We start from the raw sequence: 23,736 nt of genomic DNA, 5'->3' as shown, positions 1-23,736 counted from the left end.
GGGTGGATACGGGAAGGGGAACGAGCGTGGGCGGGGGCGCACCGGGCGTTCTCACGCGCCCGTGAGCGCCTCCGCCACCGCCCGAAGGTTCACGCGCCCCCGCCCGTAGGAGCACAGGCCGACTGCCTCGCCTTCAGTGTCTCCCGGGTCCGGCAACCCCGTCGCCACCCGCACCGCGTCCGGCCGCCCGGCCAGCAGCGCGTCACGGAGCCGGAGCTGCCAGGGGTGCAGCCCGGCGTCGTACGTGGCGACCACCAGCGGCGATCCCTCGGCACCCCGCAGCACCTCGGCGATGAGTCCGGCCGGGTCCGCGGGATCCTCGGTGACGGCCGTTCCCGTGGCCGTGGGGTCCAGGGCGCGCACCTCGGTGAGCAGGTCCTCACCGCCCCAGTTGAGGGCGGGGTGCGGTGGCGGGAAGAGGTCGACGACATGGGCGCCCCGCATGGGCCCCGGCAGGCCCTGGCCGCTTACGGCCCGGCGTGCCGCCGCCAGCCCCGCGTCGGCGTCCCACGGGCCGGTTTCGGCAGGGGCGGTGTACCGCTCGGCCAGCCGCCGGACCCGGCCCGCGGCCTCCAGCACGCGTTCGGCCGGCAGTTCGCCGTCCCGCAACGCCTGGAGCACCGCGTCCCGGCAGGCGAGGGTGACGTCCAGGTCCGCGACCGCGACGATGACCTGGTCGGCCCCGGCGGCGAGGGCGAGTCGCGCTCCGGCCGCCTCGCCGTAGCGGTCGGAGATCGCCTTCATCTCCAGGGCGTCGCTGACAAGGACGCCGTCGAACCCGAGGTCCCCGCGGAGCAGTTCACCCAGGATGCGCGGGCTCAGGGTGGCGGGCCGTTCGGGGTCCAGCTCCGGGTAGACCACGTGGGCGCTCATGAGCATGGGCACGCCCGCGGCGACGGCCGCCCGGAACGGCTCGATGTCCTGGGCGAGTTCGTCGTACGGGCGCGGGTCGACGGCCATGTCGTGGTGGCTGTCGGTCTCGGTTCCGCCGTGCCCGGGGAAGTGCTTGGCGCAGGAGGCGATGCCGCGCGCCTCGGTGGCGGTGATCCAGGCGCGCAGCTGACGGGAGACGAGCGCGGGGTCGGCCCCGAAGGAGCGGGTGCGCACGATGGGGTTGCGCGACTGGTGCTGGAGGTCGGCGACGGGGGCGTACGAGGCGGTGATGCCGAGGGAGGCCAGGTGCCCGGCGAGCGCGTCGGCGCAGCGTGCGGTCAACTCGGTGTCGTCGACCACGCCGAGCGCGAAGTTGCCGGGGACGTCGGGTGCGCCGGCGCCGACCAGGTGCCCGATGCCGCCGCCCTCGTTGTCGATGGCCACGAGCAGGTCGGGGCGCAGTGCCCGCAGTCGCTCGGTGAGGCCGCGGAGCTGGTCGGCGTCGCGCACGTTGCGGGTGAAGAGGATGACTCCGCCGAGTCCGCGGTCGATGAGCCGCTTCAGGGGGTCGGGGACGGCCGTGGCGCCCCCGAACCCGGCGACCAGGCATCGGTGGGCGGCCTCGTCCAGGTCGGCCGGCAGGTCCGGACGGTCGTGCACGTGCTCGGGGTGGGCCACCTCAGGAGTCCTCTGGTCGCTGCGGCACTGAACTCGGATGATACGAGTCACCAATTACACCGCACAAGGTGAATCATTCAACCGAAACGAGAGTCCCCCCTTCCCCCTCTCTACCCTTTCCACCCTTGACTCCGCAGCACCCCCGACACGTCCGGCGCCCGATAGTGGTCTCCCTTGAGGACCTTGCCGTCCGCGCGGCGGGCGACGCTGCCGTCCGGGCCCAGCTTGGTCATGTTGGAGCGGTGGATCTCGGCGATCACCGCGTCGAGGTCGATCCCGTGGACGAGGGCGGTGCCGTACGCCACGTACACGACGTCCGCGAGTTCGTGCGCCAGCCGGTCGAGCGGGCCCGCCACGGCCACTTCGTCGACCTCGGCGGCCTCCTCGGCGAGCAACCGGCCCCGGTGGGCGGCGAGTTCCGGCGCCACCTCCGTCGGCTCGCTGCGGGTGTCGAGCCCGAAGGCGCGATGGAACTCACGGACGAGGTCGGCTGGAGAGCGGTGCATCCGGCGACCCTACCGGTGCGCGACCAGGGGCCCGCCCTGCGCGGATTTCCCAACTCACCAGTAGCAGGGGGTCGGTGTGTGGCAAGGTGACCCGCCCCCCTTACTCTCCCTTGAGTCTTCAAGCTCGGCCGGCGCGCATCCCCGGCCCGCTCCGCCCTGCCGTCACGGCCGGGCGATCGCCCGCGCCCGCCAGTCGTCCCCACGGCCAGGACAAGCACGACAAGAAACGTTGAGGACCCCACCGTGACAACTCCCCCCACTCCCGCCACTCCCCCCACCTCCCCATCGCACCGGGCGAAGTCCAAGGTGACCCGGCGCTCCATGATCGGCGCCGCGGGCGCGATCACGGCCGCGGCCGTGATCACACCGACCGTGATGGCCACGACCAACGACTCGGACGACGCCTCCATCGACACCGCCGACACCAAGGCCGGCACGACCTCGGAGACGTTCCCCAAGACCCGCGCCAAGTCGGCCACCGGCGAGGCCCCCGTCGAGGCGGCCTTCCCCATCGGCTACGTGGGCGTGCGCTGGGAAGGCACGTCCGACGCGTCCGGCGGCGGCATCCGGCTGACCGACGCGGACGGCGGCCAGGGCTCCTGGCAGAAGTTCGGCACCGGCGGCTGCTCGGAGACCAACGGCGGCGCCCTGCTGATCTCCACCGACAAGGCGTCCGGCTACGAGCTGAAGGCGCCGGACGGGTCCACCGAACTGCGCTCGCTGGCCCTCGACACCCAGGAGGGGCCGGGGCGCAAGGTCGCCGTTCCGTCCGACCCCACCCGCGTGCGCGGTGTCGCCTACCTGTCGCGGCCGGCCTGGGGCGCGGACGAGAAGCTGCGCTTCAAGGCGGACGGCACGGAGAACACACCGACCGCGTACTACCCGTTCCAGACCATCACGGTCCACCACACCGCCACGGTCAACGACGACCCGGACCCGGCGGCCACCGTGCGCGCGATCTACCAGCTCCACGCCATCACCAACGACTGGGGCGACATCGGCTACCACTTCCTCATCGACGAGGCCGGCAACATCTACGAGGGCCGGTACTCGGGCGACGACGGCATCCCCGCGCACGACAAGGACGGCAACCTGGTCACCGGTTTCCACGCCGTCGGCTACAACATCGGCAACCTCGGCATCGCCCTGCTCGGCACCCTGACGGACCAGGGCCCGACGGACGCGGCCCGCGAGTCGCTGACCCGGCTGATCCGCGTGCTGACGCGCTTCCACGGCGTCGACCCGAAGGCCACCGTCACGTACAAGAACCCGGTCAACGGCAACGTGAAGGAGGTCCCGGAGATCACCGGTCACCGGGACTGGTTCGACACGGAGTGCCCGGGCCAGACGATGTACGACGAGCTCGACCGACTCCGCGACGCGGCGGCGGCCCGCGGCTGACCCGAGGGTTCCTCGCGCTCCTAAGGGCGCGCCCCTTAGGGGCGCGGGGAACTGCGCGACCAGCCAGGACGCACCCGCAGGTTTCGCACGAGCCCTCAGCGACCCGCGTACGCACACGGCCCTTGGCCACCACGCGCCGACCTGGCAGGATCGCGCGCATGTTTCAGGCACTCCACCGCATCGGCGCCCACCGCGTGCTCCTGGCCTCGACGGCCGGGCTCGTGGTCCTCGGGCTGCTGGCGTGGTGGCTGTGGCCGCGCGAGGAGCCGCCCACCGGCACGATCTCGGTCAGCACCGGATCGTCCAGCGGCGTCTACCAGGACTACGGCAAGCGGCTGCGCAACGCCGTCTCCAAGGACATGCCGGGCCTGAAGGTCGAGCTGAAGACGAGCGACGGCTCCCAGCAGAACGTCGCACGTGTGGCCACCGGACAGGCCGACTTCGCCATCGCCGCGGCCGACGCGGTGGAGACGTACCGGTCGGTCGACCCCAAGGGTTTCGAGCGGCTGCGGGGACTGACCCGTCTGTACGACGACTACGTGCAGATCGTCGTCCCGCACGACTCGACCATCGAGAGGATCCAGGACCTCAAGGGCAAGCGGGTGGGCGTCGGGCCCAAGGACTCCGGCGTGCGGCTGATCGCCCAACGGGTGCTCCGTGCCTCCGGCCTGGACCTCGACAAGGACATCAAGCCGGAGAACGACACCATCGGGACGGCCCCGAAGCGGCTGCGGGAGGGGAAGATAAACGCCTTCTTCTGGTCGGGCGGCCTGCCGACCCAGGGGCTGGTCGACCTCGCCGAGGCGTACGACTTCCGGTTCATCCCGATCAGCAGCCGGACCGTCGCCGACCTGCACGCCCAGGGCGAGGCCTACCGCTACTACCGGTCCTCGGTGATGCCGGCCGACGCCTACCCGTCCGTCCAGAACGGCCGGCCGGTACAGACGCTCACCGTGGCGAACCTGCTCATCACGCGCGAGGACCTGGACCCCCGCCTCACCGAGTGGCTCACCCGCACCGTCATCAACAGCCGCGACAACATCGGCTCGCACGTCCACGCGGCCCAGCTCGTGGACCTGCGCACCGCCATCTACACGAACCCCCTGCCCCTGCACGAGGGCGCCCGCCGCTACTACCGCTCGGTCAAGCCGTAGGGGGCCCAAGGGGGCGGCCAGGAGCCTTCAGGGGGTCGGGCCCGTCCTCGGGACCGTGACGGTCACCCGCAGGCCGTGGGGCTCGTGGTGGGCGTACTCGATCGAGCCGCCGCTCGCGGCGAGGAGGGCACGGGTGATGGACAGGCCCAGTCCTGAGCCCTTGATGTTCTGGTGGCCCGGGCTGCGCCAGAAGCGGTCGCCGATGCGGGCCAGCTCCTCGTCACCGAGACCGGGCCCGCCGTCGGCGACGACGACCGAGGAGACCGTGCCGTTGGAGGCGACCCTCACCTCCACGCCCTTCCCCTCGGGCGTGAACTTCAGGGCGTTGTCGATCACCGCGTCCAGGGCGCTGGACAGGGCGACGGGGTCGGCCCAGGCGGTGGTGGGCGGGCAGGTCCCGGTCAGCGTGACGCCCTTGCTCTCGGCGACCGGCTCCCACGCGGCCACGCGCTCGGCGGTCAGCTCGCCGATGTCGGTGAGCCTGAGGTGCGCCTCGACGTGCTCGGCGAGCGCCAGGTCCAGCAGGTCGTCGAGGACCTGGGCGAGGCGCTTGCCCTCGGTGCGGACGGAGGCGATCTCCTCGTTGCCCTCGGGGAGTTCGAGCGCGAGCAGGTCGATGCGCAGCAGCAGCGCGGCGAGGGGGTTGCGCAACTGGTGCGAGGCGTCGGCGACGAAGGCGCGCTGCTGCTCCAGGACGTCCTCGACGTTGTCGGCCATCTCGTTGAACGAGCGGGCCAGCCGCCTGAGTTCCGGCGGGCCCCCGGCGACCGCGACCCGCGACTTCAGACGCCCGGACGCGATGGCGTGGGTGGTGGTGTCCAGGACGCGCACGGGCTTGAGGACCCAGCCGGACAGCCGCAGCGCGGCCCCGACGGCGAGGAGCATCGCGGCGACCAGGCCCGCGGCGATGACCAGCCAGCCGCGCAGGATCTCCGACCGCATCTTCCCGGTGGGCGAGTCGGTGACGACGACGGCCACGACGTCCCCGTCCCGGATGACCGGTGACGCCACGACGAGCCAGTGGCGCTGCCAAGGCCACACCTGCTCCGGGTCGTGGCTGCGGCGGCCCGCCCTGGCCTCGTCGAACGCGTCGCGGCCCTCGCCCCGGTTCGGCACGTACCAGTTGCGCGGCGCGTTCACCGTGGGCTGCGCGTAGCGGTCGAAGACGCCCGCCCGGATGCCGTACACCTTCTCGTAGCGGTCGATCTCCTTCTGCAGGGTCTCGTAGCGCTCGTCGGCGACGTCGATCCGTGAGCCCGAGGGGCGTTCGGTGACCCACTGAGCGAGCGCCGCGAACCGGGCGGTGTCGTCGATACGGTCGACGACCACCTTCTGCTGCTCCGCGGCGGCCAGGCTCACCCCCAGCGGGATGCCGAGTGCGAGCAGCACGGCGGCCATGAGGACGATGAGCAGCGGGAGAAGACGAGTGCGCACGCGGGCACGCTATGACGCGGGGGTGACGAGCCGGTACCCGACTCCGCGTACTGTCTCGATCAGTGCGGGCATGCGCAGTTTGGACCGCAGGGACGCCACGTGCACCTCCAGGGTGCGCCCGGTCCCCTCCCAACTGGTGCGCCACACCTCGCTGATGATCTGCTCCCTGCGGAAGACCACCCCGGGCCGCTGGGCGAGCAGGGCGAGCAGATCGAACTCCTTACGCGTCAACTGCACCACCGAGCCGTCCACGCTGACCTGACGGGTCGGCAACTCGATGCGCACGGACCCCAGATGGAGCGCGCTGTCGCCTGCCTCCGACGCGTCGTCAGGGACGCTGCGCCGGCTCACCGCGTGGATACGGGCGAGCAACTCCCCGGTGTCGTACGGCTTGACCACGTAGTCGTCGGCGCCGAGGTTCAGGCCGTGGATCCGGGACCGTACGTCGGAGCGGGCGGTGACCATGATCACCGGGGTGCCGGTGCGCTTGCGGATCTTGCCGCAGACCTCGTAACCGTCCTGGTCGGGCAGGCCGAGGTCCAGCAGCACGACGCCGAACCCGTCACTCTCGGGGACCAGCGCCTGGAGCGCCTCCTCGCCGCTGCGGGCGTGTGTGACGTCGAAGCCGTGCCGCGCCAGCACCGCGGACAAGGCGGCCGCGACGTGGTTGTCGTCCTCGACGAGGAGCAGTCTCATTCCGGCCCCCTCCTGTGCGTTCTCCTGGGCGTTCTTCTGGGCGTTCTTCTGTGCGTCGGGTCGTTCGTGCCCCATGGCAGTCACGCCGATGAGTCAGGACCGCGTCAAGTGTGGTGCCCCCGGCGTTACGCAGCCGGTACGCTGCATGACCCGGCCACTACGGTAAGTGTCGGTTCCGCTACCGGATCGTGATGCTCAATTCTCGCTCAGATGTAATGACGCTGGTCGCGGCCTGTCATTACTGTCCTCCGAAACCGAGGAGGACGGAGCCAGAAAGCGATGACCGAAGTATCGGTGGCCAAGGACGCCGTGGCCGAGACGAACGACCTGGTCGTCCTGAAGAGCGTCAACAAGCACTTCGGCGCGTTGCACGTGCTCCAGGACATCGATCTGACCATCGCCCGGGGCGAGGTCGTCGTGGTGATCGGGCCCTCGGGGTCCGGCAAGTCCACCCTGTGCCGCACCATCAACCGCCTGGAGAGCATCGACGACGGTGCGATCCTCATAGACGGCAAGCCGCTGCCCGCGGAGGGCAAGGAGCTCGCCCGGCTCCGCGCCGACGTCGGCATGGTGTTCCAGTCCTTCAACCTCTTCGCGCACAAGACGGTGCTCGAGAACGTGATGCTGGGACAGATCAAGGTCCGCAAGGCCGACAAGAAGAAGGCCGAGGAGAAGGCGCGCGCCCTGCTCGACCGCGTCGGTGTGGGCACGCAGGCCGACAAGTACCCGGCGCAGCTCTCGGGCGGCCAGCAGCAGCGCGTCGCGATCGCCCGTGCACTGGCGATGGACCCGAAGGTCATGCTCTTCGACGAGCCGACCTCGGCCCTCGACCCGGAGATGATCAACGAGGTCCTGGAAGTCATGCAGCAGCTCGCCCGCGACGGCATGACGATGGTGGTCGTCACCCACGAGATGGGCTTCGCCCGCTCGGCCGCCAACCGCGTGGTCTTCATGGCCGACGGCCGCATCGTCGAAGAGGCCGTGCCGGACCAGTTCTTCAGCAACCCCCGCAGCGACCGGGCCAAGGACTTCCTGTCGAAGATCCTTCACCACTGAGCCACCACTGAGCCACCCCTGGGCGCTGTTCCGGGGCCCGTGTTCCCCGGCCTCAACCGCCCGCGCCACCCGCATCCGACGGCCTGCGCCCCACTTTCCGCACCGACGGCCCGCATCTCTTCACCACACAAAGGATGTGCTCCATGAAGCTCCGCAAGGTCACCGCCGCCTCGGCCACCGTCCTCACCCTCGCCCTGGCCGCCACCGCGTGCGGCTCCGGTGACGGCGGCGACAGCGGCAACGGCGGTGGCAAGAAGATCACCGTCGGCATCAAGTACGACCAGCCGGGCATCGGTCTGAAGGAGCCCGACGGCTCGTTCTCGGGCTTCGACGTCGATGTCGCCACCTACGTGGCCAAGCAGCTCGGTTACGACGCGAAGAACATCGAGTTCAAGGAGACGCCGAGCGCCGACCGCGAGAACGCGCTCAAGCGCGGAGACGTCGACTTCATCGTCGCCTCCTACTCGATCAACGACGAGCGCAAGAAGCAGGTCGACTTCGCCGGCCCGTACCTTCTGGCCCACCAGGACCTGCTGGTCCGCGCCGACGAGAAGGGCATCAAGGAGGGCACGGACCTCAACGGCAAGAAGCTCTGTTCCGTCACCGGCTCGACCTCGGCGCAGAACATGAAGAACGAGATCGCCCCGAAGGCCAATCTGCAGCAGGTCGGCACGTACTCCGAGTGCGTCGACGGGCTCGCGAGCGGCGCCGTGGACGCGCTGACCACGGACGACTCGATCCTCGCCGGCTACGCGGCGCAGGACCAGTACAAGGGCAAGTTCAAGCTGGTCGGCCTGAAGCTGAGCAACGAGAACTACGGCATCGGTGTCAAGAAGGGCGACACCGAGATGGTCGACAAGATCAACAAGGCCCTGGAGAAGATGGTCAGCGACAAGTCCTGGGACAAGGCCGTCCAGGACAACTTCGGCTCGAGCTACAAGAACGAGCCCGCCCCGAAGATCGGCAACGTCGTCAAGTAAGGCAGGAATCGGCGGTGGGCCGCTCGGCGGACCGGCCCACCGCCGCCCTCGGCACACGCGGAAGCGCGGGAGATCGTGTTCGACTTTCTTGAAGGCTACGACGTCCTAGGGGCGTTCTGGACGACAGTGCAACTGACACTGCTCTCGGCCGTCGGGTCCCTGGTCTGGGGCACGGTCCTGGCCGGTATGCGCGTCAGCCCCGTACCCCTGATGCGCGGCTTCGGCGCCGCCTACGTCAACATCGTGCGGAACACCCCGCTGACCGTCATCATCGTGTTCACCTCGCTCGGCCTCGCCAACATCTTCGGCGTCACGATGGGAGCGGAGGACAACTTCGACACGAAGTTCTTCCGGCTCGCTGTCCTGGGTCTGACGGCGTACACCGCGGCCTTCGTGTGCGAGGCCCTGCGCTCCGGCATCAACACGGTGCCCGTCGGGCAGGCGGAGGCGGCGCGCGCCATCGGGCTGAGTTTCACCCAGGTGCTGACGCTCATCGTGCTTCCGCAGGCGTTCCGTACGGTGATCGGCCCGCTGGCCAACGTACTGATCGCGTTGACCAAGAACACGACGGTCGCGGCCGCCATCGGTGTGGCGGAGGCCGCGCTGTTGATGAAGGAAATGATCGAGAACGAGGCGCAGCTCCTCGCCATCACCGCGATCTTCGCGCTGGGCTTCGTGGTGCTGACGCTGCCGACCGGCCTCCTCCTCGGCTGGCTGAGCAAGCGACTGGCGGTGAAGCGATGAGTTCCGTTCTGTACGACACTCCGGGCCCCCGGGCCAAACGGCGCAACGTCCTCTACTCGGTGGTGTTCGCCGCCCTGCTGGTGCTCCTGCTCTGGTGGGCCTGGCAGACCATGTCCGACAAGGGCCAGCTCGACTGGGCCAAGTGGAAGCCGTTCACCGAGTCGCAGGCGTGGACGACGTATCTGCTGCCCGGCCTCGGCAACACGCTCAAGGCAGCGGCTCTGTCGATGGTCATAGCCCTGCCGCTGGGTGCGGTCTTCGGCATAGCGCGGCTGTCGGACCACAAGTGGGTGCGCGTCCCGGCCGGCGTGGTCGTCGAGTTCTTCCGCGCCATCCCGGTGCTGATCCTGATGGTCTTCGCCAACCAGTTCTACTCGGACTACTCGGACTTCAGCAGTGACGTCCGACCGCTGTACGCGGTGGTCACCGGCCTCGTCCTCTACAACGCCTCGGTGCTCGCCGAGATCGTCCGCGCGGGCATCCTGTCGCTGCCCAAGGGCCAGACGGAGGCCGCCCAGGCGATCGGTCTGCGCAAGACGCAGGTCATGACGTCGATCCTGCTGCCGCAGGCCGTCACCGTGATGCTGCCGGCGATCGTCAGCCAGCTCGTCGTGATCGTGAAGGACACCGCCCTCGGCGGCGTGATGCTGAACTTCACCGAGCTGCTCAACGCCCGCAAGACGCTGGCGGCGAACTTCGCGAACGTCATCCCCAGCTTCATCGTCGTGGCGGTCATCTTCATCGTCCTCAACTTCATCCTGACCAGCTTCGCCAGCTGGCTGGAGCGCAGGCTGCGCCGCAGCAAGAGGAGCACGGGCGCGGTCCTCGGAGCCGAGGACCTGGAGGGTCTCAACGCTCCCGGTGAGGTGGTCGGCGTGCACGGCATCGACCCGGGAACGACCGGCGGAGGCGGCACGGGGAAGACACCCTGAACGGCTCGAACATGCCGAACAACTGACGACATGGGGACATTCGGAGGCAGTGGCCCGCGCGCCGCTGCCTCCGTCACTTGACGCAAACACCAGCAGTGGGTTGCATACGTTCTGTGATCGTGCACCCCGCTCCATCTGGCTGTTCCCGAACGTTCCGCAGGACACCGCTCCAGGCTGGGGGCACCGCGCCGTGGATCCGGTGATCATCGTCGGGGCGGGGCCCGTCGGGCTCACGCTCGCCCTCGCGCTGGCACGCCAGGAGGTCCCGTCCGTGGTGCTCGACGAGGGCCCCGGCAAGGACGAACAGCGGCTGGCGCGCACGGTCGTCCTGCGCGAGGACACGACCGCGCTCCTGACACGGCTGACCGGGTTCCCGCTGGCCCGGGCCGGACTCCTCTGGAGCGGCTGGCGTTCCGTGCGCCGCCGGCAGGTGATGCGGAACGTCCGCTTCGACGACATGCCCGGCGAGGCTGCCGCCGGATCCGGGCGCGAGTCCGGGGCCGGATCCGGGCGCGGGTCCGGGCGCGGGTCCGGAGCCGGGGCCGGGGCCGGGGCCGGGGCCGGGGCCGGGGCCGGGGGCGATGCCCGGGGTTCCGCGGAGGGTCTTCCGGAAGCATCCGCGGGACCGGCCCCGCTGCACCTCGCCCAGCACGTGCTGACGGGCGCGCTGCGCGACGCCGTCGCGGAGGAGCGGCTGGTCAAGGTGGCCGTGGAGAGCCGCCTCGACGCCGTCGAGCAGGAGCCGTCGGGCGTCACGGCGCACACCCGCGGCCCCAAGGGCACCTGGTGGCGGGGCAGCTACCTCATCGGCTGCGACGGCCCCCGCTCGACGGTGCGCAAGCTCCAGGACATCCGCTTCCCCGGACGTACGGCGGTGGAACGGCACGCCGTGGCGGCGCTGCGGACGGAACTCCCTTGGCCGGGGGAAGCGTTGCTGCACCGGGCGCCGCCGTGGCGGACGTCCGGGCCCGCGGCCGGGGAGATCACCGCGCGTCCCCTCCCTGACGGCGTGTGGCGCCTGGACTGGCTGCTGCCGCCGGGCAAGGACCTGGTCACACCGGACGTGCTGGTGGCGCGCATCCGGGAGACCCTCGCGGGCTGGACCTCGGGCCCGACCCCTCCGTACGACCTGCTGGACACCGGAGTCCACACCGTCCACCACCGTCTCGCCCGTCGCTGGCGGGCCGGCCGGGTCTTCCTCGCCGGGGACGCCGCGCACCTGCTGGGCGCGCTCGGCACCCAAGGCCTCGACGAGGGCCTGCGGGACGCCGACAACCTCGCCTGGAAGCTGGCGCTCGCCTGGCACCACGGCCCCCACGAGGCGCTGCTCGACAGCTACCAGACGGAACGGCGAGGGATGGTCGCCGCCCGGCTGCGTGCCGCCGACCAGGCACTGCCCCTGCTGCGCGGCGGCAAGGGCCTGCGGTCGTACGTCCCCGGCTCGTCCCGCGGTCATGACGCGCTGCTCACGGACGGGCACTTGGGGCGCGGCCCGCTGGGCGCGCCCGGGGCGTACGCCGATTCACCGCTCGCGCCTCCACGCGCCGAGTCGGAGACCGCCGTCGAGACCTCCCCCGGTTCTCAGGTCGTCGACGTGCGGGTGACCGCCGAGGACGGCACCTTCGTGCGCCTGCGGGACCGGCTTGGGCGCGGAGCGCTGCTTGTCCTGCTGATCGCACCGGGTACGGGGGTCTGGGCCCGCAAGCACTGGGTCAGCGCCGGGATCATGCCACGACTGGCCGCCGCGGTGACCGCGCTGCCGCACCCCGCCGAACTGCTGGTCGCCGAGAGCTACCCGGGCGCGGCCGCGCACACGGTGCTGCTGATCCGGCCGGACGGCCACCTGGTCACCGCGCTCAGCGGGGTACGCCCGGCGGACCTGTACGCGGCGGCGGAGGCGACCCTGGGCGGCTCGGGCGGCTCGGGCGGCTCGGGCGGCTCTGGGAAGCCGAAGGCAGCCACGGGAACGGGAGCGGGGGCCGGAACGGGAGAGGAGGCCGGGACCGGTGCGGGGAACGGGACCGGCAAGGGTACGGCCGGCTGAGCCGGCGGGTCGAACTCACGGTCACCGTCAGGTCCACATAGTGACTGTGAGTTGACCCGTTTCCGCGACCATGGTGTACTCCGGATCGTGACCGACACCTGTGTGCGCCTGTGGCGGAGGGTCCATATGGACCTCGTCCGCTATGCGGGCTGCGTGTGTCGTCCGTCCTGCTGAATTCGCATCCCTTTTTCTTCTCCGCGCGCCCGTTCTCGGTCTGCGCGCCTCCACGCGAACGCTCATCAGCTCCTCAGGACGGTACCCGTGTCTGTTTCCCGCACCGCGCCCTCCGCTGCCCCCACGTCCACCGCCTCCGACTCCCCTTCCGCCGCGTCCGCCCCGACCCAGGCGGAACTGCTCGACTTCGCGCGCCGTGCCGCCGCAGACGCCGATTTGATCGCCGCTCTCCCCCTCGACCCCGAGGGCCGCACCTGGGTACGTCTCGACGGCCCCGGCGGCAGCGAGGCGTGGCTGATCGGCTGGCCGCCCGGCACCGGGACGGGCTGGCACGACCACGCCGACTCCGTGGGCGCCTTCGTCACCGCCTCCGGTGAGCTGACGGAGAACTCGCTCACCGCCCGGCTGCCCACCGACGGCTGGAAGACGCTGGAACTCGCCGAAGACGTGGACCGCGTACGGCAGTTGACGGCCGGCAAGGGCCGGGCGTTCGGCCGGCACCACGTGCACGAGGTCCTCAACGTGTCCACCGAGCAGCACGCGATCTCCGTCCACGCCTACTACCCGCCCCTCCCCCGGATCCGCCGCTACAGCCGTACGGGTCCGGTACTCCGTCTGGAGCAGGTCGAGCGCCCCGAGGACTGGCAGTGAGCACCACCGAGCGCGACCCGGCCGTCGAACGCCCCGTCGGTATCGACGAGTTGCTGGAGCGTGTCCGCGAGGGGCTCGAGCGGGTCGAACCGAAGGACGCGTACGACGCCGCCCGGACAGGCACGGCTCTCCTGGTCGACATCCGCTACGCCGCCCTGCGCGACCGCGACGGCCTCATCCCCGGCGCCCTGGTCGTCGAACGCAACGAGCTGGAGTGGCGGCTCGACCCGCAGGGCAGCCACCGCGCGCCCGAGGCCACGAGTCACGACCTCCACGTCGTGGTCGTCTGCAACGAGGGCTACGCCTCCAGCCTCGCCGCCGCGTCCTTGCGGCAACTGGGGCTGCACCGGGCGACCGACCTCGTGGGCGGCTTCCAGGCGTGGAGGGCTGCCGGGCTGCCGGTGGCGTCCTAGGAGCCGAGCCCTGAGGGAGCCCACTGCGGGCTCCCTCTTCTCCGTCCCTCTTCCGTCCTGCCCATCCTCTTCCGGCCGCCGGTCCAGCGGCCACATCCCGAGCCCCGGTCAGAACCCGTCGTCCCCCAATCCCTCCGTGTCCTCCCCCTCTTCCTCCAGTGCCTGCCGCACCACCCGAAGGGCCATGCCCTCGGAATAGCCCTTGCGGGCGAGCATGCCGGCCAGGCGCCGAAGCCGTTTGTCGCGGTCGAGGCCACGCGTGGAACGCAGCTTACGGGCGACGAGCTCGCGCGCCGTGGCCTCCTCCTGCTCGGAGTCGAGCTGGGCGACGGCCTCGTCGACGAGCGCCGAGTCCACCCCCTTGGTCCGCAGCTCCCGGGCGAGGGCCCGCCTGGCCAGCCCCCGGCCGTGGTGCCGGGACTCCACCCAGGCGTCCGCGAACGCGCTGTCGTTGATCAGGCCGACCTCCTCGAACCGTGACAGCACCTCGTCCGCCACGTCCTCGGGGATCTCCCGTTTGCGCAACGCGTCCGCGAGCTGCTTTCGCGTGCGCGGAGTCCCGGTGAGCAGGCGCAGGCAGATCGCCCGCGCCTGCTCAGCCGGGTCCCCTGGGGGCTCCCTCTTCTCGGCCCTCGACGAGAAAGGGGAGCCTCCGTCCTGTGGGCCCCCGGACGACTCGCCGGTGCCCCGTCCGCGGCGCCCACGGCCACGCCCGCCGCGCGGCCCGGCATCGCGGTCCGGTCGGCCATCGTGCCCGCTGACGCCTCCGTCTCCCCTGAGCCCCTCGTCCTCAGGGGGGAGCGGGTGGGTGTACTCCGTCCGTTCCGTTCGCCACGCTTGTGAGTCAGGCACTGTACGGGTCAGCTCTTGGCGGTCGAGGCCTTGGACTTGGGAGCCTTGGCAGCCGCAGCGGGTGCCGTCTTAGCGGCCTCGTCCGCGGCGGTGGCCGAGATCGCCGCGTCCGTGCCCGGCTCGGCGGCGGGCTCCTCGGGCCGGACCCCGACGCCCAGCTTCTCCTTGATCTTCTTCTCGATCTCGTTGGCGAGGTCGGGGTTGTCCTTCAGGAAGTTGCGCGCGTTCTCCTTGCCCTGGCCGAGCTGGTCGCCCTCGTACGTGTACCAGGCGCCGGCCTTGCGGACGAAGCCGTGCTCCACGCCCATGTCGATCAGGCCGCCCTCGCGGCTGATGCCCTGGCCGTAGAGGATGTCGAACTCGGCCTGCTTGAAGGGCGGCGCGACCTTGTTCTTGACGACCTTGCAGCGGGTGCGGTTGCCGACCGCGTCCGTGCCGTCCTTCAGGGTCTCGATGCGGCGGATGTCGATGCGCACCGAGGCGTAGAACTTGAGCGCCCGGCCACCGGTCGTGGTCTCCGGGGAGCCGAACATGACGCCGATCTTCTCGCGGAGCTGGTTGATGAAGATCGCGGTGGTCTTGGACTGGTTGAGCGCGCTGGTGATCTTCCGCAGGGCCTGGCTCATCAGACGGGCCTGCAGACCCACGTGCGAGTCGCCCATCTCGCCCTCGATCTCCGCGCGAGGGACGAGCGCGGCGACGGAGTCGATGACGATGAGGTCGAGCGCGCCGGAGCGGACGAGCATGTCCACGATTTCCAGCGCCTGCTCACCGTTGTCCGGCTGGGACAGGATCAGGTTGTCGATGTCGACGCCGAGCTTCTTCGCGTACTCGGGGTCGAGGGCGTGCTCCGCGTCCACGAAGGCGACCTGGCCGCCGGCCTTCTGCGCGTTCGCCACCGCGTGCAGGGTCAGGGTCGTCTTACCCGAGGACTCCGGGCCGTAGACCTCCACGACACGGCCGCGGGGCAGACCGCCCACACCGAGGGCCACGTCGAGGGCGGTCGACCCGGTCGGGATGACCTCGATGGGCTCCATCGTCCGGTCGCCCATGCGCATGACCGCGCCCTTGCCGAATTGCCGTTCAATCTGTGCGAGTGCGGCGTCGAGCGCCTTCTCGCGGTCGGTTCCTGCCATGGGTTCCACCCGATTTGCTTGAGTCGATCGCTTCACGTGAAAGACGCTAACGCCTGCCACTGACAATGGGCCCCGACGCCCGTCCCGCCTGTGGATAACTCGGGTACATCTCCGCGAAAATCGTGCTGAAATCCCCGCCGGGGCTCTCGCCGAGGTTCCCGCCGGAGCCTCCATAAGAACGGATGTTCGATTTTGGTGTCAAGCGCAGCCGCGCGAGCGCCGACGGCGCGTCACACACGCACCCCGGCCCCACGGGACCCGCGTCAGGAAGCGCCGCTCTCCGGCTGCTGCTCCAGTTCCCGCTCCGGCTCCCGCTCCGGCTCCCGCTCCGGCTCCCGCTTCGGCTCGAGCAGCCGGCGCGCGCGGGCGAGGACGCTGCCCGGAGTCCGCTTGCGGTGCCCGTGCACCCGGGGGTCGTCCGTGACGTCGTACCGCTTCACGTACGCCCCGAGGAACGCCTGCAGTGTGGCGACCGCCGGGATGGCGATCAGCGCGCCGACGGCGCCGAGGAGCGCGGTGCCCGCGATGACCGACCCGAAGGCGACCGCAGGATGGACGTCGACCGTCTTGGCGGTCAGCTTGGGCTGCAGCACGTAGTTCTCGAACTGCTGGTAGATCACGACGAAACCCAACACCCACAGCGCGTACCACGGGTTGACCGTGAAGGCGATCAGCATCGGCAGGGCACCCGCGAGGTAGGTGCCGATGGTGGGGATGAACTGGGAGACCAGGCCGACCCAGACGGCGAGGACAGGGGCGTAGTTCACCCCGAGGTACTCCAGCAGGATGTAGTGGGCCACCCCGGAGATCAGCGCCATCAGGCCGCGCGAGTACAGATAGCCACCGGTCTTGTCGACCGCGATCTCCCACGCGCGCAGCACCTCGGCCTGCTTCGCGGGCGGCAGCACGGAGCACAGGGCGCGCCGCAGCCGGGGGCCGTCGGCGGCGAAGTAGAACGAGAACAGCGCGATCGTCAGCAGCTGGAAGAGGCCACCGAGGACCTGCGCGGAGACGTCCAGGACACCGGTGGCGCTGTTCTGCACGTACTTCTGGAGCCAGTCGGAGCGGAGCAGGCCTTCCTGGATGTCCACCCGCTTCAGCTCGGTGTGGAACGTCGTGTTGACCCAGCTGATGACGGAGTCGAGGTACTCGGGGAAGCCCTCGATCATCTTGATGATCTGGCCCGCGAGCATCGAGCCGAGCAGTGTGACGAATCCGGCGGCCACGATCAGCGTGCCGAAGAAGACGAGGAAGGTGGCGAACCCTCTGCGCAGGCCCTTCGAAGCCATCCAGCTGACCGCGGGCTCTATGGCGAGCGCCAGGAAGAACGCGATGAGGATGTTGATCAGCAGCCCGATGAGCTGGTGGAACGCCCAGTTGCCCAGCTGGAACACGGCGACGAGCGCGAGCGCCAGCACCATGGCGCGCGGCAGCCAGCGCGGCATGCGCTCCCGCCCCGCGGCGTCACCTGACGGGGGGCGGGTGGTCGGCGTGGTGCCGACCGGGGATGCGTGCTGGTCGACCTGCGCGGTCTCGTCCGCGCGAGCCGCGGTCTCGTCTGTGGGAGCCACGGACCAAGTCTCACCCACGCCGCCGACAATCGGCCGCCGCCCCCGAATCTTCACGCCCGCGACCGCCGTCCCGCCCGATGCGTTCGGGCGGGTTCAGCGCCGTTCGTCCGGAACGTCCATGGACGCGCACACCACGCGCCACACGTCCCTGGCCTCCCAGCCGGAGTCGAGCGCCTCGTGCACGGTCCGTCCGCCGAGTTCGGACATCACGTGGTCGCGCGCGAAGGTGTCGGCGTACCCCGCGCCGAAGTGATCCGCCATCCGCTGCCAGAAGACCGTCAACCGCATGCCTCCAGTATCCCGCCCCAGGGGGTGGGCCGAGCCGGGACGGCTTGCCGAGACCGCTTTCCGCCCTACGGTCTGACGCATGGCCGAAACCGGAGCATCCCCACTCCCCCCGACGCCCCCGGCGCCCAGCCCGCTCGCCCGCGCCGAACAGTTCGTCTGGCTCACCGCGCGCGTGCTGGAGCAGCGCCGCTTCGCGTACCACTTCCTCGGCGGGAGCGCCGACGCGGTGGAGACCGCGCTGACCGCCTACCGCAACGAGGACGAGGGGTACGGCCACGCGCTCGAGCCCGATCTGCGCGGGCCGGTGAGCCAGCCGCTGCACACCGGGCACGCGCTGCGCGTCCTGGACTCGATCGGGCGCTGCGGCGGTCAGCGGGCGGAACGCGTGTGCCGCTATCTGACGTCCGTGTCGACCCCGGACGGTGCCCTCCCGGCGATCCATCCCGCTCAGCGGGGCTACCCCGCGGCACCCTTCATCAGCGTCGTCGACGACCCGCCCAGCGATCTCCTGGCCACCGGCCCCGTGGTGGGCATGCTGCACCGCAACGAGGTGTGGCACGCGTGGCTGTTCCGGGCCACCGACTTCTGCTGGCAGGCGGTCGAGTCCCTGGCGAAGTCACATCCGTACGAGATCGAGGCGGCCGTGGCCTTCCTGGACTCGGTTCCCGACCGCTCGCGCGCGGAGGCGGCCGCCGACCGGCTCGGCCGCCTGGTCCGCGAACACCGCCTCGCCGCGCTGGACCCCGACCATCTGGAGGCGTACCCGGTGTCGCCCGGGTACGCGCCGGGCGAGCACCACTTCCCGCACGACTTCGCCCGCACTCCCGGCTCCCTCGCGCGCGGGTGGTTCACCGACGAGGAGATGACCCGCTCGCTGGACTTCCTGGTGAGCGAGCAGCGGGAGGACGGCGGCTGGCCCATCCGGTGGCGCCAGTGGGCTCCGACCACCACCCTGGAGAGCCGCCCGATCGTCACCATCGAGGCCTTGCGCACACTCGACGCCTACGGACGGCCGCGCCCCTGAAAGACCCGGGCTCACCCGGCGCCACAGCCACTCGACACTCCGAGGGGGACGCGCCCCGAAAGGGGCGCGAGGAACCGCGCGACCAGCCGCACACAACCCCGCAGCCACCCCCGAACAGAACCCGGCAGAAGAGAACGCCCCGCCCAACCGCCAGAGGCACTGTCAGTGGTCGGGTGCACCATGGGCACATGGTCAGTTCCGCGCTCGACGCCTTCTCCCCCGCGACCCGCGGCTGGTTCACGGGGGCCTTTCCCGCGCCCACCGCGGCCCAGTCCGGCGCCTGGCGGGCGATCGCCGAGGGCTCGGACGTGCTGGTCGTCGCCCCCACCGGCTCCGGCAAGACCCTTGCCGCCTTCCTCGCCGCCCTCGACCAGCTGGCCTCCACCCCGCCCCCCGCCGATCCGAAGAAGCGCTGCCGCGTCCTTTACGTGTCCCCGCTCAAGGCCCTCGCCGTCGACGTGGAGCGCAACCTCCGCAGCCCGCTGACCGGCATCCGCCAGGAAGCCGTCCGACTGGGCCTGCCCGAGCCCGAGGTCAAGGTCGGCATCCGGTCAGGCGACACCCCCGCCGCCGAGCGCCGGGCCCTGTCCACCCGCCCCCCGGACATCCTGATCACCACCCCGGAATCACTGTTCCTGATGCTCACCTCGGCCACGCGCGAGGCGCTGACCGGCATCGACACGGTGATCCTCGACGAGGTGCACGCCGTGGCGGGCACCAAGCGCGGCGCGCACCTGGCGCTCTCGCTGGAGCGCCTGGACGAGCTCCTGCCGAGGCCGGCCCGCCGCATCGGCCTCTCCGCGACGGTCCGTCCGGTCGACGAGGTCGCCCGCTACCTGTCCCCCCGCCGCAAGGTGGAGATCGTCCAGCCGACGTCCGGCAAGGAGTTCGACCTCTCCGTGGTCGTCCCGGTCGAGGACCTGGGCGAGCTGGGAGGCTCCCCGGTCGCCGACGGCTCCGAGGGTGCCGAGCGCCCGTCGATCTGGCCGCACGTCGAGGAGCGGATCACCGACCTCGTCCAGGCCCACCGCTCGACGATCGTGTTCGCCAACTCCCGCCGCCTCGCGGAGCGCCTCTGCAACCGGCTCAACGAGATCGCGTACGAGCGCGCGACAGGCGAACCCCTCGACGAGCACCACGCCCCCGCCGAGCTCATGGGCGGCTCGGGCGCCGCCCAGGGCGCTCCCCCGGTGATCGCCCGTGCCCATCACGGCTCGGTCTCCAAGGAGCAGCGCTCCGTGGTCGAGGAGGACCTCAAGGCCGGGCGCCTCCCGGCGGTGGTCGCCACCTCCAGCCTGGAGCTCGGCATCGACATGGGGGCGGTGGACCTCGTGGTCCAGGTGGAGTCGCCGCCCTCCGTGGCCTCCGGCCTGCAGCGCGTGGGCCGCGCGGGCCATCAGGTGGGCGCGGTCTCCCGGGGCGTGGTCTTCCCCAAGTACCGCGGCGACCTCGTCCAGTCCGCCGTCGTCACCGAGCGGATGCGCACCGGCTCCATCGAGTCCCTGAAGATCCCCGCCAACCCCCTGGACGTGCTGGCGCAGCAGCTCGTCGCGATGACCGCCCTGGACACCTGGCAGGTCGACGACCTGCTGGCCATGGTCCGCCGCGCGGCCCCCTTCGCCTCGCTGCCCGAGTCGGCGTTCACCGCCGTGCTCGACATGCTCGCGGGCCGCTATCCGTCCGACGCCTTCGCCGAGTTGCGCCCGCGCGTGGTGTGGGACCGCGTCGCCGGCACGATCACCGGCCGCCCGGGAGCACAGCGCCTGGCCGTCACGTCGGGGGGCACGATCCCGGACCGCGGGCTCTTCGGGGTGTTCCTCGCGGGCGCCGACCCGAAGAAGGGCGGCGGCCGGGTCGGCGAGCTCGACGAGGAGATGGTGTACGAGTCCCGCGTCGGCGACGTCTTCACGCTGGGCACCAGCTCCTGGCGCATCGAGGACATCACACGCGACCGCGTCCTGGTCTCCCCGGCTCCCGGCGTCCCCGGGCGGCTGCCCTTCTGGAAGGGCGACCAACTCGGCCGCCCGCTGGAACTGGGCCGTGCGGTGGGCGCGTTCCTGCGCGAGGTCGGCTCCCTGCCTCAGGACGACGCCCGCCTGCGTCTGCTCGCCGCCGGCCTCGACGCCTGGGCCGCGGACAACGTCCTGTCGTACCTGGCGGAGCAGCGCGAGGCCGCCGGTCACGTCCCCGACGACCGCACGATCGTCGTCGAGCGCTTCCGCGACGAGCTGGGCGACTGGCGGGTCGTCGTGCACTCACCGTTCGGCGCCCAGGTCCACGCCCCCTGGGCCCTCGCCCTCGGCGCGCGCCTGTCCGAGCGGTACGGCATGGACGCCCAGGTGATGCACGCCGACGACGGCATCGTGCTGCGCCTCCCCGACGCCGGGCTGATGGACCTGGACCTGCTCGACCAGGAGCCCAGGCTGCATTCTCCCGGGGGACAACCCCCGGACCCCCGGCCGGGAAAGCGTGGCACGGAGTACGACGCCGAGCGGGCGCCCGTGAGCGCCGCGGACGTCGTGTTCGACAAGGGCGAGGTCGACCAGATCGTCACCGACCAGGTCGGCGGCTCGGCGCTGTTCGCGTCCCGGTTCCGCGAGTGCGCCGCCCGTGCGCTGCTGCTGCCCCGGCGCAACCCCGGCAAGCGCACCCCGCTGTGGCAGCAGCGCCAGCGGGCGGCCCAACTGCTGGAGGTGGCTAGCGAGTTCGGCTCGTTCCCGATTGTCCTCGAGGCGGTCCGCGAATGCCTCCAGGACGTCTTCGACGTACCCGGCCTCACCGAGCTGATGGGTGACATCGAGTCCCGCAAGGTGCGGCTCGTCGAGGTCACCACACCGGAGCCGTCGCCCTTCGCCCGCTCCCTGCTCTTCGGGTACGTCGCCCAGTTCCTGTACGAGGGCGACTCCCCGCTGGCCGAGCGGCGGGCCGCCGCCCTGTCGCTGGACTCGCGGCTGCTGGCCGAGTTGCTGGGCCAGGCGGAGCTGCGGGAGCTGCTGGACGCCGAGGTCCTTTCCGAGCTGGAGCGCGAGCTCCAGTGGCTCACGGAGGACCGCCGCGTCAAGGACCCCGAGGGCGTCGCGGACGTGCTGCGGCTGCTGGGCCCGCTCACGGACGCGGAGTTGACGGAGCGCGGCGCCGAGCCGCAGTGGGCCCGGGAGCTGGCGGGGGCGCGCCGCGTCATCCGGGTGCGCGTCGCCGGCGCCGACCACTGGGCGGCGATCGAGGACGCGGGCCGCCTGCGCGACGCGTTGGGCACGGCTCTGCCCGTGGGCGTCCCCGAGGCGTTCACCGAGCCGGTCAAGGACCCGCTCGGCGACCTCCTCGCCCGGTACGCGCGCACCCACGGCCCCTTCACCTCGGCCACGGCGGCGGCCCGCTTCGGTCTCGGGGTGGCCGTCACGGAGGGCGCGCTGCAGCGGCTCGCCGCGGGCGGACGCATCGTCCAGGGAGAGTTCCACCCGGCGGGCATCGGACAGGAGTGGTGCGACGCGGCCGTGCTGCGCCGTTTGCGCCGCCGCTCCCTCGCCGCGCTGCGGCACGAGCTGGAGCCGGTGCCGCCCGCCGCGCTCGCCCAGTTCCTGCCCCAGTGGCAGCATGTGGGCAACGGCCATGGACTGCGGGGCATCGACGGACTGGTGCGTGCCGTCGAACAGCTCCAGGGCGCCTCCGTCCCCGCCTCCGCCCTGGAGAAACTGGTCCTGCCGTCCCGGGTGGCGGGCTACACCGCTTCGATGCTCGACGAGCTCACGTCGGCCGGAGAGATCGTGTGGGCCGGTGCGGGAGCCCTTCCCGGCAAGGACGGCTGGGTCTCCCTCTTCATGGCGGACGCGGCCCCGCTCCTCCTGCCCTCCCCGCACCCCCTGGAGCTGACCGCGCTCCACCAGTCGGTGCTGGACAGCCTCTCCGGGGGCTACGGCCTGTTCTTCCGCCAGATCGCCGACCAGGTCCGCGCCACCACCCACCCCGACGCCACCGACCCCCAACTCGCCGACGCCATCTGGGACCTGACCTGGTCCGGCCGGCTCACGAACGACACACTGGCCCCGATGCGAGCCGTCCTCGGCTCGGGCCGCACCGCCGGCTCCACCGCCCACCGCGCCAAACGCACGATCCCGCGCGGCCGTTACGGCTCGCTGACGGCCGCCGCGCGCCCCCAGTCCCGTACCGGACCTCCCACGGTCGCGGGCCGCTGGTCGCTGCTCCCCGCGCATGAGCCCGACCCCACCGTGCGCGCCCACGCGCTCGCCCGCACCCTCCTCGACCGGCACGGCGTGGTGACCCGGGGCGCCGTGGCCGCCGAGGGGGTCGAGGGCGGCTTCTCGGCGACGTACCGCGTGCTGTCCGTCTTCGAGGAGAGCGGCCAGGCCCGGCGCGGGTACGTGGTGGAGGGGCTCGGCGCGGCCCAGTTCGCGATGGACGGCGCGGTGGACCGCCTGCGCGCGACGGCGAGCGCCCGGGACCGCGGCGAATCCGCGCCCGAGCCGGCCTTCGGCCCACCGGACTTCCCCGCGAACCGCGGGGACTGGGCCGACTTCCCCGCGGGCCACGACGCCGGGACCGGCCTCCCAGCGGGCCGCGCCACCGGAACCGACCTCCCCTCAGGCCCTGATGGCGGTGCCGACTTCCCCGACAGCTACGGCTACACACCGCCGCCCCGCCTCCCCGTCAGCCGTACGCGTCGCAACGGCACCACCCGATCCGTGGTCCTGGCCGCCGCCGACCCCGCCAACGCCTATGGCGCCGCCCTCCCCTGGCCCGAGCCCCCCACCGGTGCCGGTCACAAACCAGGCCGCAAGGCCGGCTCCCTGGTCGTGCTGGTCGACGGAGAGCTGACCCTGTACATGGAGCGCGGCGGCAAGACGCTGCTCGCCTGGCCCTCGGACCCGGACGGCACGGCCACCGAGGATCCACGGCTCCTGGCCGCCGCCGAAGCGCTCTCCTCGTCCGCGCGCGCGGGCTCCCTGGGCACCGTCACGGTGGAGCGCGTCAACGGAGCCTCCGCCCTCACGTCCCCCTACGGCACCCTCCTGGAAGGAGCGGGCTTCATAGCGACCCCACGGGGGCTGCGGCTCCGCGCCTGACCCCGGCGGCCGGGCACCCCGGCGGAACCCCACCCGCCCACCACACCG

The 23,736-nt window shown here is 71.5% G+C and carries 20 protein-coding genes; 12 read left to right on the top strand and 8 right to left on the bottom strand.

The genetic code is table 11. From position 1 onward, the window contains the following. Nucleotides 1-51: 51 nt before the first annotated feature. Nucleotides 52-1,551: a beta-N-acetylhexosaminidase gene (gene nagZ / locus AB0959_RS47280; protein ID WP_366833128.1), complete on the bottom strand. Its 1,500-nt coding sequence runs from the start codon at nucleotides 1,549-1,551 to the stop codon at nucleotides 52-54. A 110-nt stretch (nucleotides 1,552-1,661) separates the two neighbouring features. Then, the gene (locus tag AB0959_RS47275; protein WP_366833127.1) at nucleotides 1,662-2,057 is read right to left on the bottom strand and encodes a hypothetical protein; all 396 of its coding nucleotides are present in this window, start codon (nucleotides 2,055-2,057) and stop codon (nucleotides 1,662-1,664) included. 243 nt (nucleotides 2,058-2,300) lie between these two features. Here AB0959_RS47275 and AB0959_RS47270 point away from each other — a divergent pair, with 243 nt between their 5' ends. Then, complete coding sequence (locus tag AB0959_RS47270; RefSeq protein WP_366833126.1) at nucleotides 2,301-3,458, top strand: peptidoglycan recognition family protein; 1,158 nt, start codon at nucleotides 2,301-2,303, stop codon at nucleotides 3,456-3,458. A 158-nt stretch (nucleotides 3,459-3,616) separates the two neighbouring features. Beyond that, nucleotides 3,617-4,612, top strand: coding sequence for a TAXI family TRAP transporter solute-binding subunit (locus tag AB0959_RS47265; protein WP_366833125.1), 996 nt, complete (start codon nucleotides 3,617-3,619; stop codon nucleotides 4,610-4,612). Between the two features lie 27 nt (nucleotides 4,613-4,639). On the opposite strand, the gene AB0959_RS47260 is transcribed toward AB0959_RS47265, so the two are convergent. Together AB0959_RS47260 and AB0959_RS47255 are read right to left on the bottom strand one after the other, a co-directional pair. Beyond that, nucleotides 4,640-6,046 carry a HAMP domain-containing sensor histidine kinase gene (locus tag AB0959_RS47260; RefSeq protein WP_366833124.1) on the bottom strand — a complete coding sequence of 469 codons (1,407 nt, stop codon included), beginning with the start codon at nucleotides 6,044-6,046 and terminating at the stop codon, nucleotides 4,640-4,642. A gap of 9 nt (nucleotides 6,047-6,055) precedes the next feature. Further along, nucleotides 6,056-6,742, bottom strand: a complete 687-nt coding sequence (locus AB0959_RS47255) for a response regulator transcription factor (protein WP_366833136.1) — start codon at nucleotides 6,740-6,742, stop codon at nucleotides 6,056-6,058. Nucleotides 6,743-7,021: 279 nt separating this feature from the next. On the opposite strand from AB0959_RS47255, the gene AB0959_RS47250 reads away from it, so the two are divergent. The 8 genes from AB0959_RS47250 (at nucleotide 7,022) to AB0959_RS47215 (ending at nucleotide 13,736) form a co-directional block, all read left to right on the top strand. Continuing rightward, a complete protein-coding gene (locus tag AB0959_RS47250; protein WP_366833123.1) occupies nucleotides 7,022-7,798 on the top strand; it encodes an amino acid ABC transporter ATP-binding protein in 777 nt (258 codons plus the stop codon). Between the two features lie 143 nt (nucleotides 7,799-7,941). Further along, nucleotides 7,942-8,778 carry a glutamate ABC transporter substrate-binding protein gene (locus AB0959_RS47245; protein WP_366833122.1) on the top strand — a complete coding sequence of 279 codons (837 nt, stop codon included), beginning with the start codon at nucleotides 7,942-7,944 and terminating at the stop codon, nucleotides 8,776-8,778. 75 nt (nucleotides 8,779-8,853) lie between these two features. Further along, complete coding sequence (locus AB0959_RS47240) at nucleotides 8,854-9,522, top strand: amino acid ABC transporter permease (RefSeq protein ID WP_366833121.1); 669 nt, start codon at nucleotides 8,854-8,856, stop codon at nucleotides 9,520-9,522. Next, nucleotides 9,519-10,454, top strand: coding sequence for an amino acid ABC transporter permease (locus AB0959_RS47235; RefSeq protein ID WP_366833120.1), 936 nt, complete (start codon nucleotides 9,519-9,521; stop codon nucleotides 10,452-10,454). The genes AB0959_RS47240 and AB0959_RS47235 overlap by 4 nt, the downstream gene beginning before the upstream one ends. Nucleotides 10,455-10,644: 190 nt before the next feature. Further along, nucleotides 10,645-12,498, top strand: coding sequence for an FAD-dependent monooxygenase (locus AB0959_RS47230; RefSeq protein ID WP_366833119.1), 1,854 nt, complete (start codon nucleotides 10,645-10,647; stop codon nucleotides 12,496-12,498). An 87-nt stretch (nucleotides 12,499-12,585) separates the two neighbouring features. Beyond that, entirely contained in the window at nucleotides 12,586-12,672 is an 87-nt protein-coding gene (locus tag AB0959_RS47225) for a putative leader peptide (protein ID WP_313960178.1), read from the top strand. An 87-nt stretch (nucleotides 12,673-12,759) separates the two neighbouring features. Beyond that, nucleotides 12,760-13,323, top strand: coding sequence for a cysteine dioxygenase (locus AB0959_RS47220; RefSeq protein ID WP_366833118.1), 564 nt, complete (start codon nucleotides 12,760-12,762; stop codon nucleotides 13,321-13,323). Continuing rightward, nucleotides 13,320-13,736: a rhodanese-like domain-containing protein gene (locus AB0959_RS47215; RefSeq protein WP_366833117.1), complete on the top strand. Its 417-nt coding sequence runs from the start codon at nucleotides 13,320-13,322 to the stop codon at nucleotides 13,734-13,736. Before AB0959_RS47220 ends, AB0959_RS47215 begins: the two co-directional genes overlap by 4 nt. 108 nt (nucleotides 13,737-13,844) lie before the next feature. Here AB0959_RS47215 and recX read toward each other — a convergent pair whose 3' ends face one another. From recX to AB0959_RS47195, 4 genes are all read right to left on the bottom strand, one after another. After that, the gene (gene recX, locus AB0959_RS47210) at nucleotides 13,845-14,588 is read right to left on the bottom strand and encodes a recombination regulator RecX (protein WP_366833116.1); all 744 of its coding nucleotides are present in this window, start codon (nucleotides 14,586-14,588) and stop codon (nucleotides 13,845-13,847) included. 8 nt (nucleotides 14,589-14,596) lie between these two features. Continuing rightward, nucleotides 14,597-15,724, bottom strand: a complete 1,128-nt coding sequence (recA, locus tag AB0959_RS47205; RefSeq protein WP_366833115.1) for a recombinase RecA — start codon at nucleotides 15,722-15,724, stop codon at nucleotides 14,597-14,599. 263 nt (nucleotides 15,725-15,987) lie between these two features. Further along, entirely contained in the window at nucleotides 15,988-17,169 is a 1,182-nt protein-coding gene (locus AB0959_RS47200) for an AI-2E family transporter (RefSeq protein WP_366833135.1), read from the bottom strand. A gap of 219 nt (nucleotides 17,170-17,388) precedes the next feature. Beyond that, nucleotides 17,389-17,583 (bottom strand): DUF3046 domain-containing protein, encoded by a 195-nt coding sequence (locus tag AB0959_RS47195; RefSeq protein ID WP_366833114.1) that lies wholly within the window; start codon nucleotides 17,581-17,583, stop codon nucleotides 17,389-17,391. Between the two features lie 79 nt (nucleotides 17,584-17,662). On the opposite strand from AB0959_RS47195, the gene AB0959_RS47190 reads away from it, so the two are divergent. Both AB0959_RS47190 and AB0959_RS47185 read left to right on the top strand, forming a co-directional pair. Next, nucleotides 17,663-18,607 carry a hypothetical protein gene (locus AB0959_RS47190; RefSeq protein ID WP_366833113.1) on the top strand — a complete coding sequence of 315 codons (945 nt, stop codon included), beginning with the start codon at nucleotides 17,663-17,665 and terminating at the stop codon, nucleotides 18,605-18,607. Nucleotides 18,608-18,795: 188 nt separating this feature from the next. After that, on the top strand, nucleotides 18,796-23,688 hold the full coding sequence (locus AB0959_RS47185; protein WP_366833112.1) for a DEAD/DEAH box helicase: 4,893 nt from the start codon (nucleotides 18,796-18,798) through the stop codon (nucleotides 23,686-23,688). Nucleotides 23,689-23,736 lie beyond the last annotated feature (48 nt).

The sequence above is a fragment of the Streptomyces sp. NPDC046862 genome, from assembly GCF_040704615.1.
Taxonomy (GTDB): domain Bacteria; phylum Actinomycetota; class Actinomycetes; order Streptomycetales; family Streptomycetaceae; genus Streptomyces.
The sequence above is the reverse complement of the archived record's forward strand: the minus strand, read 5'-3'. Positions and strand labels throughout refer to the sequence as shown.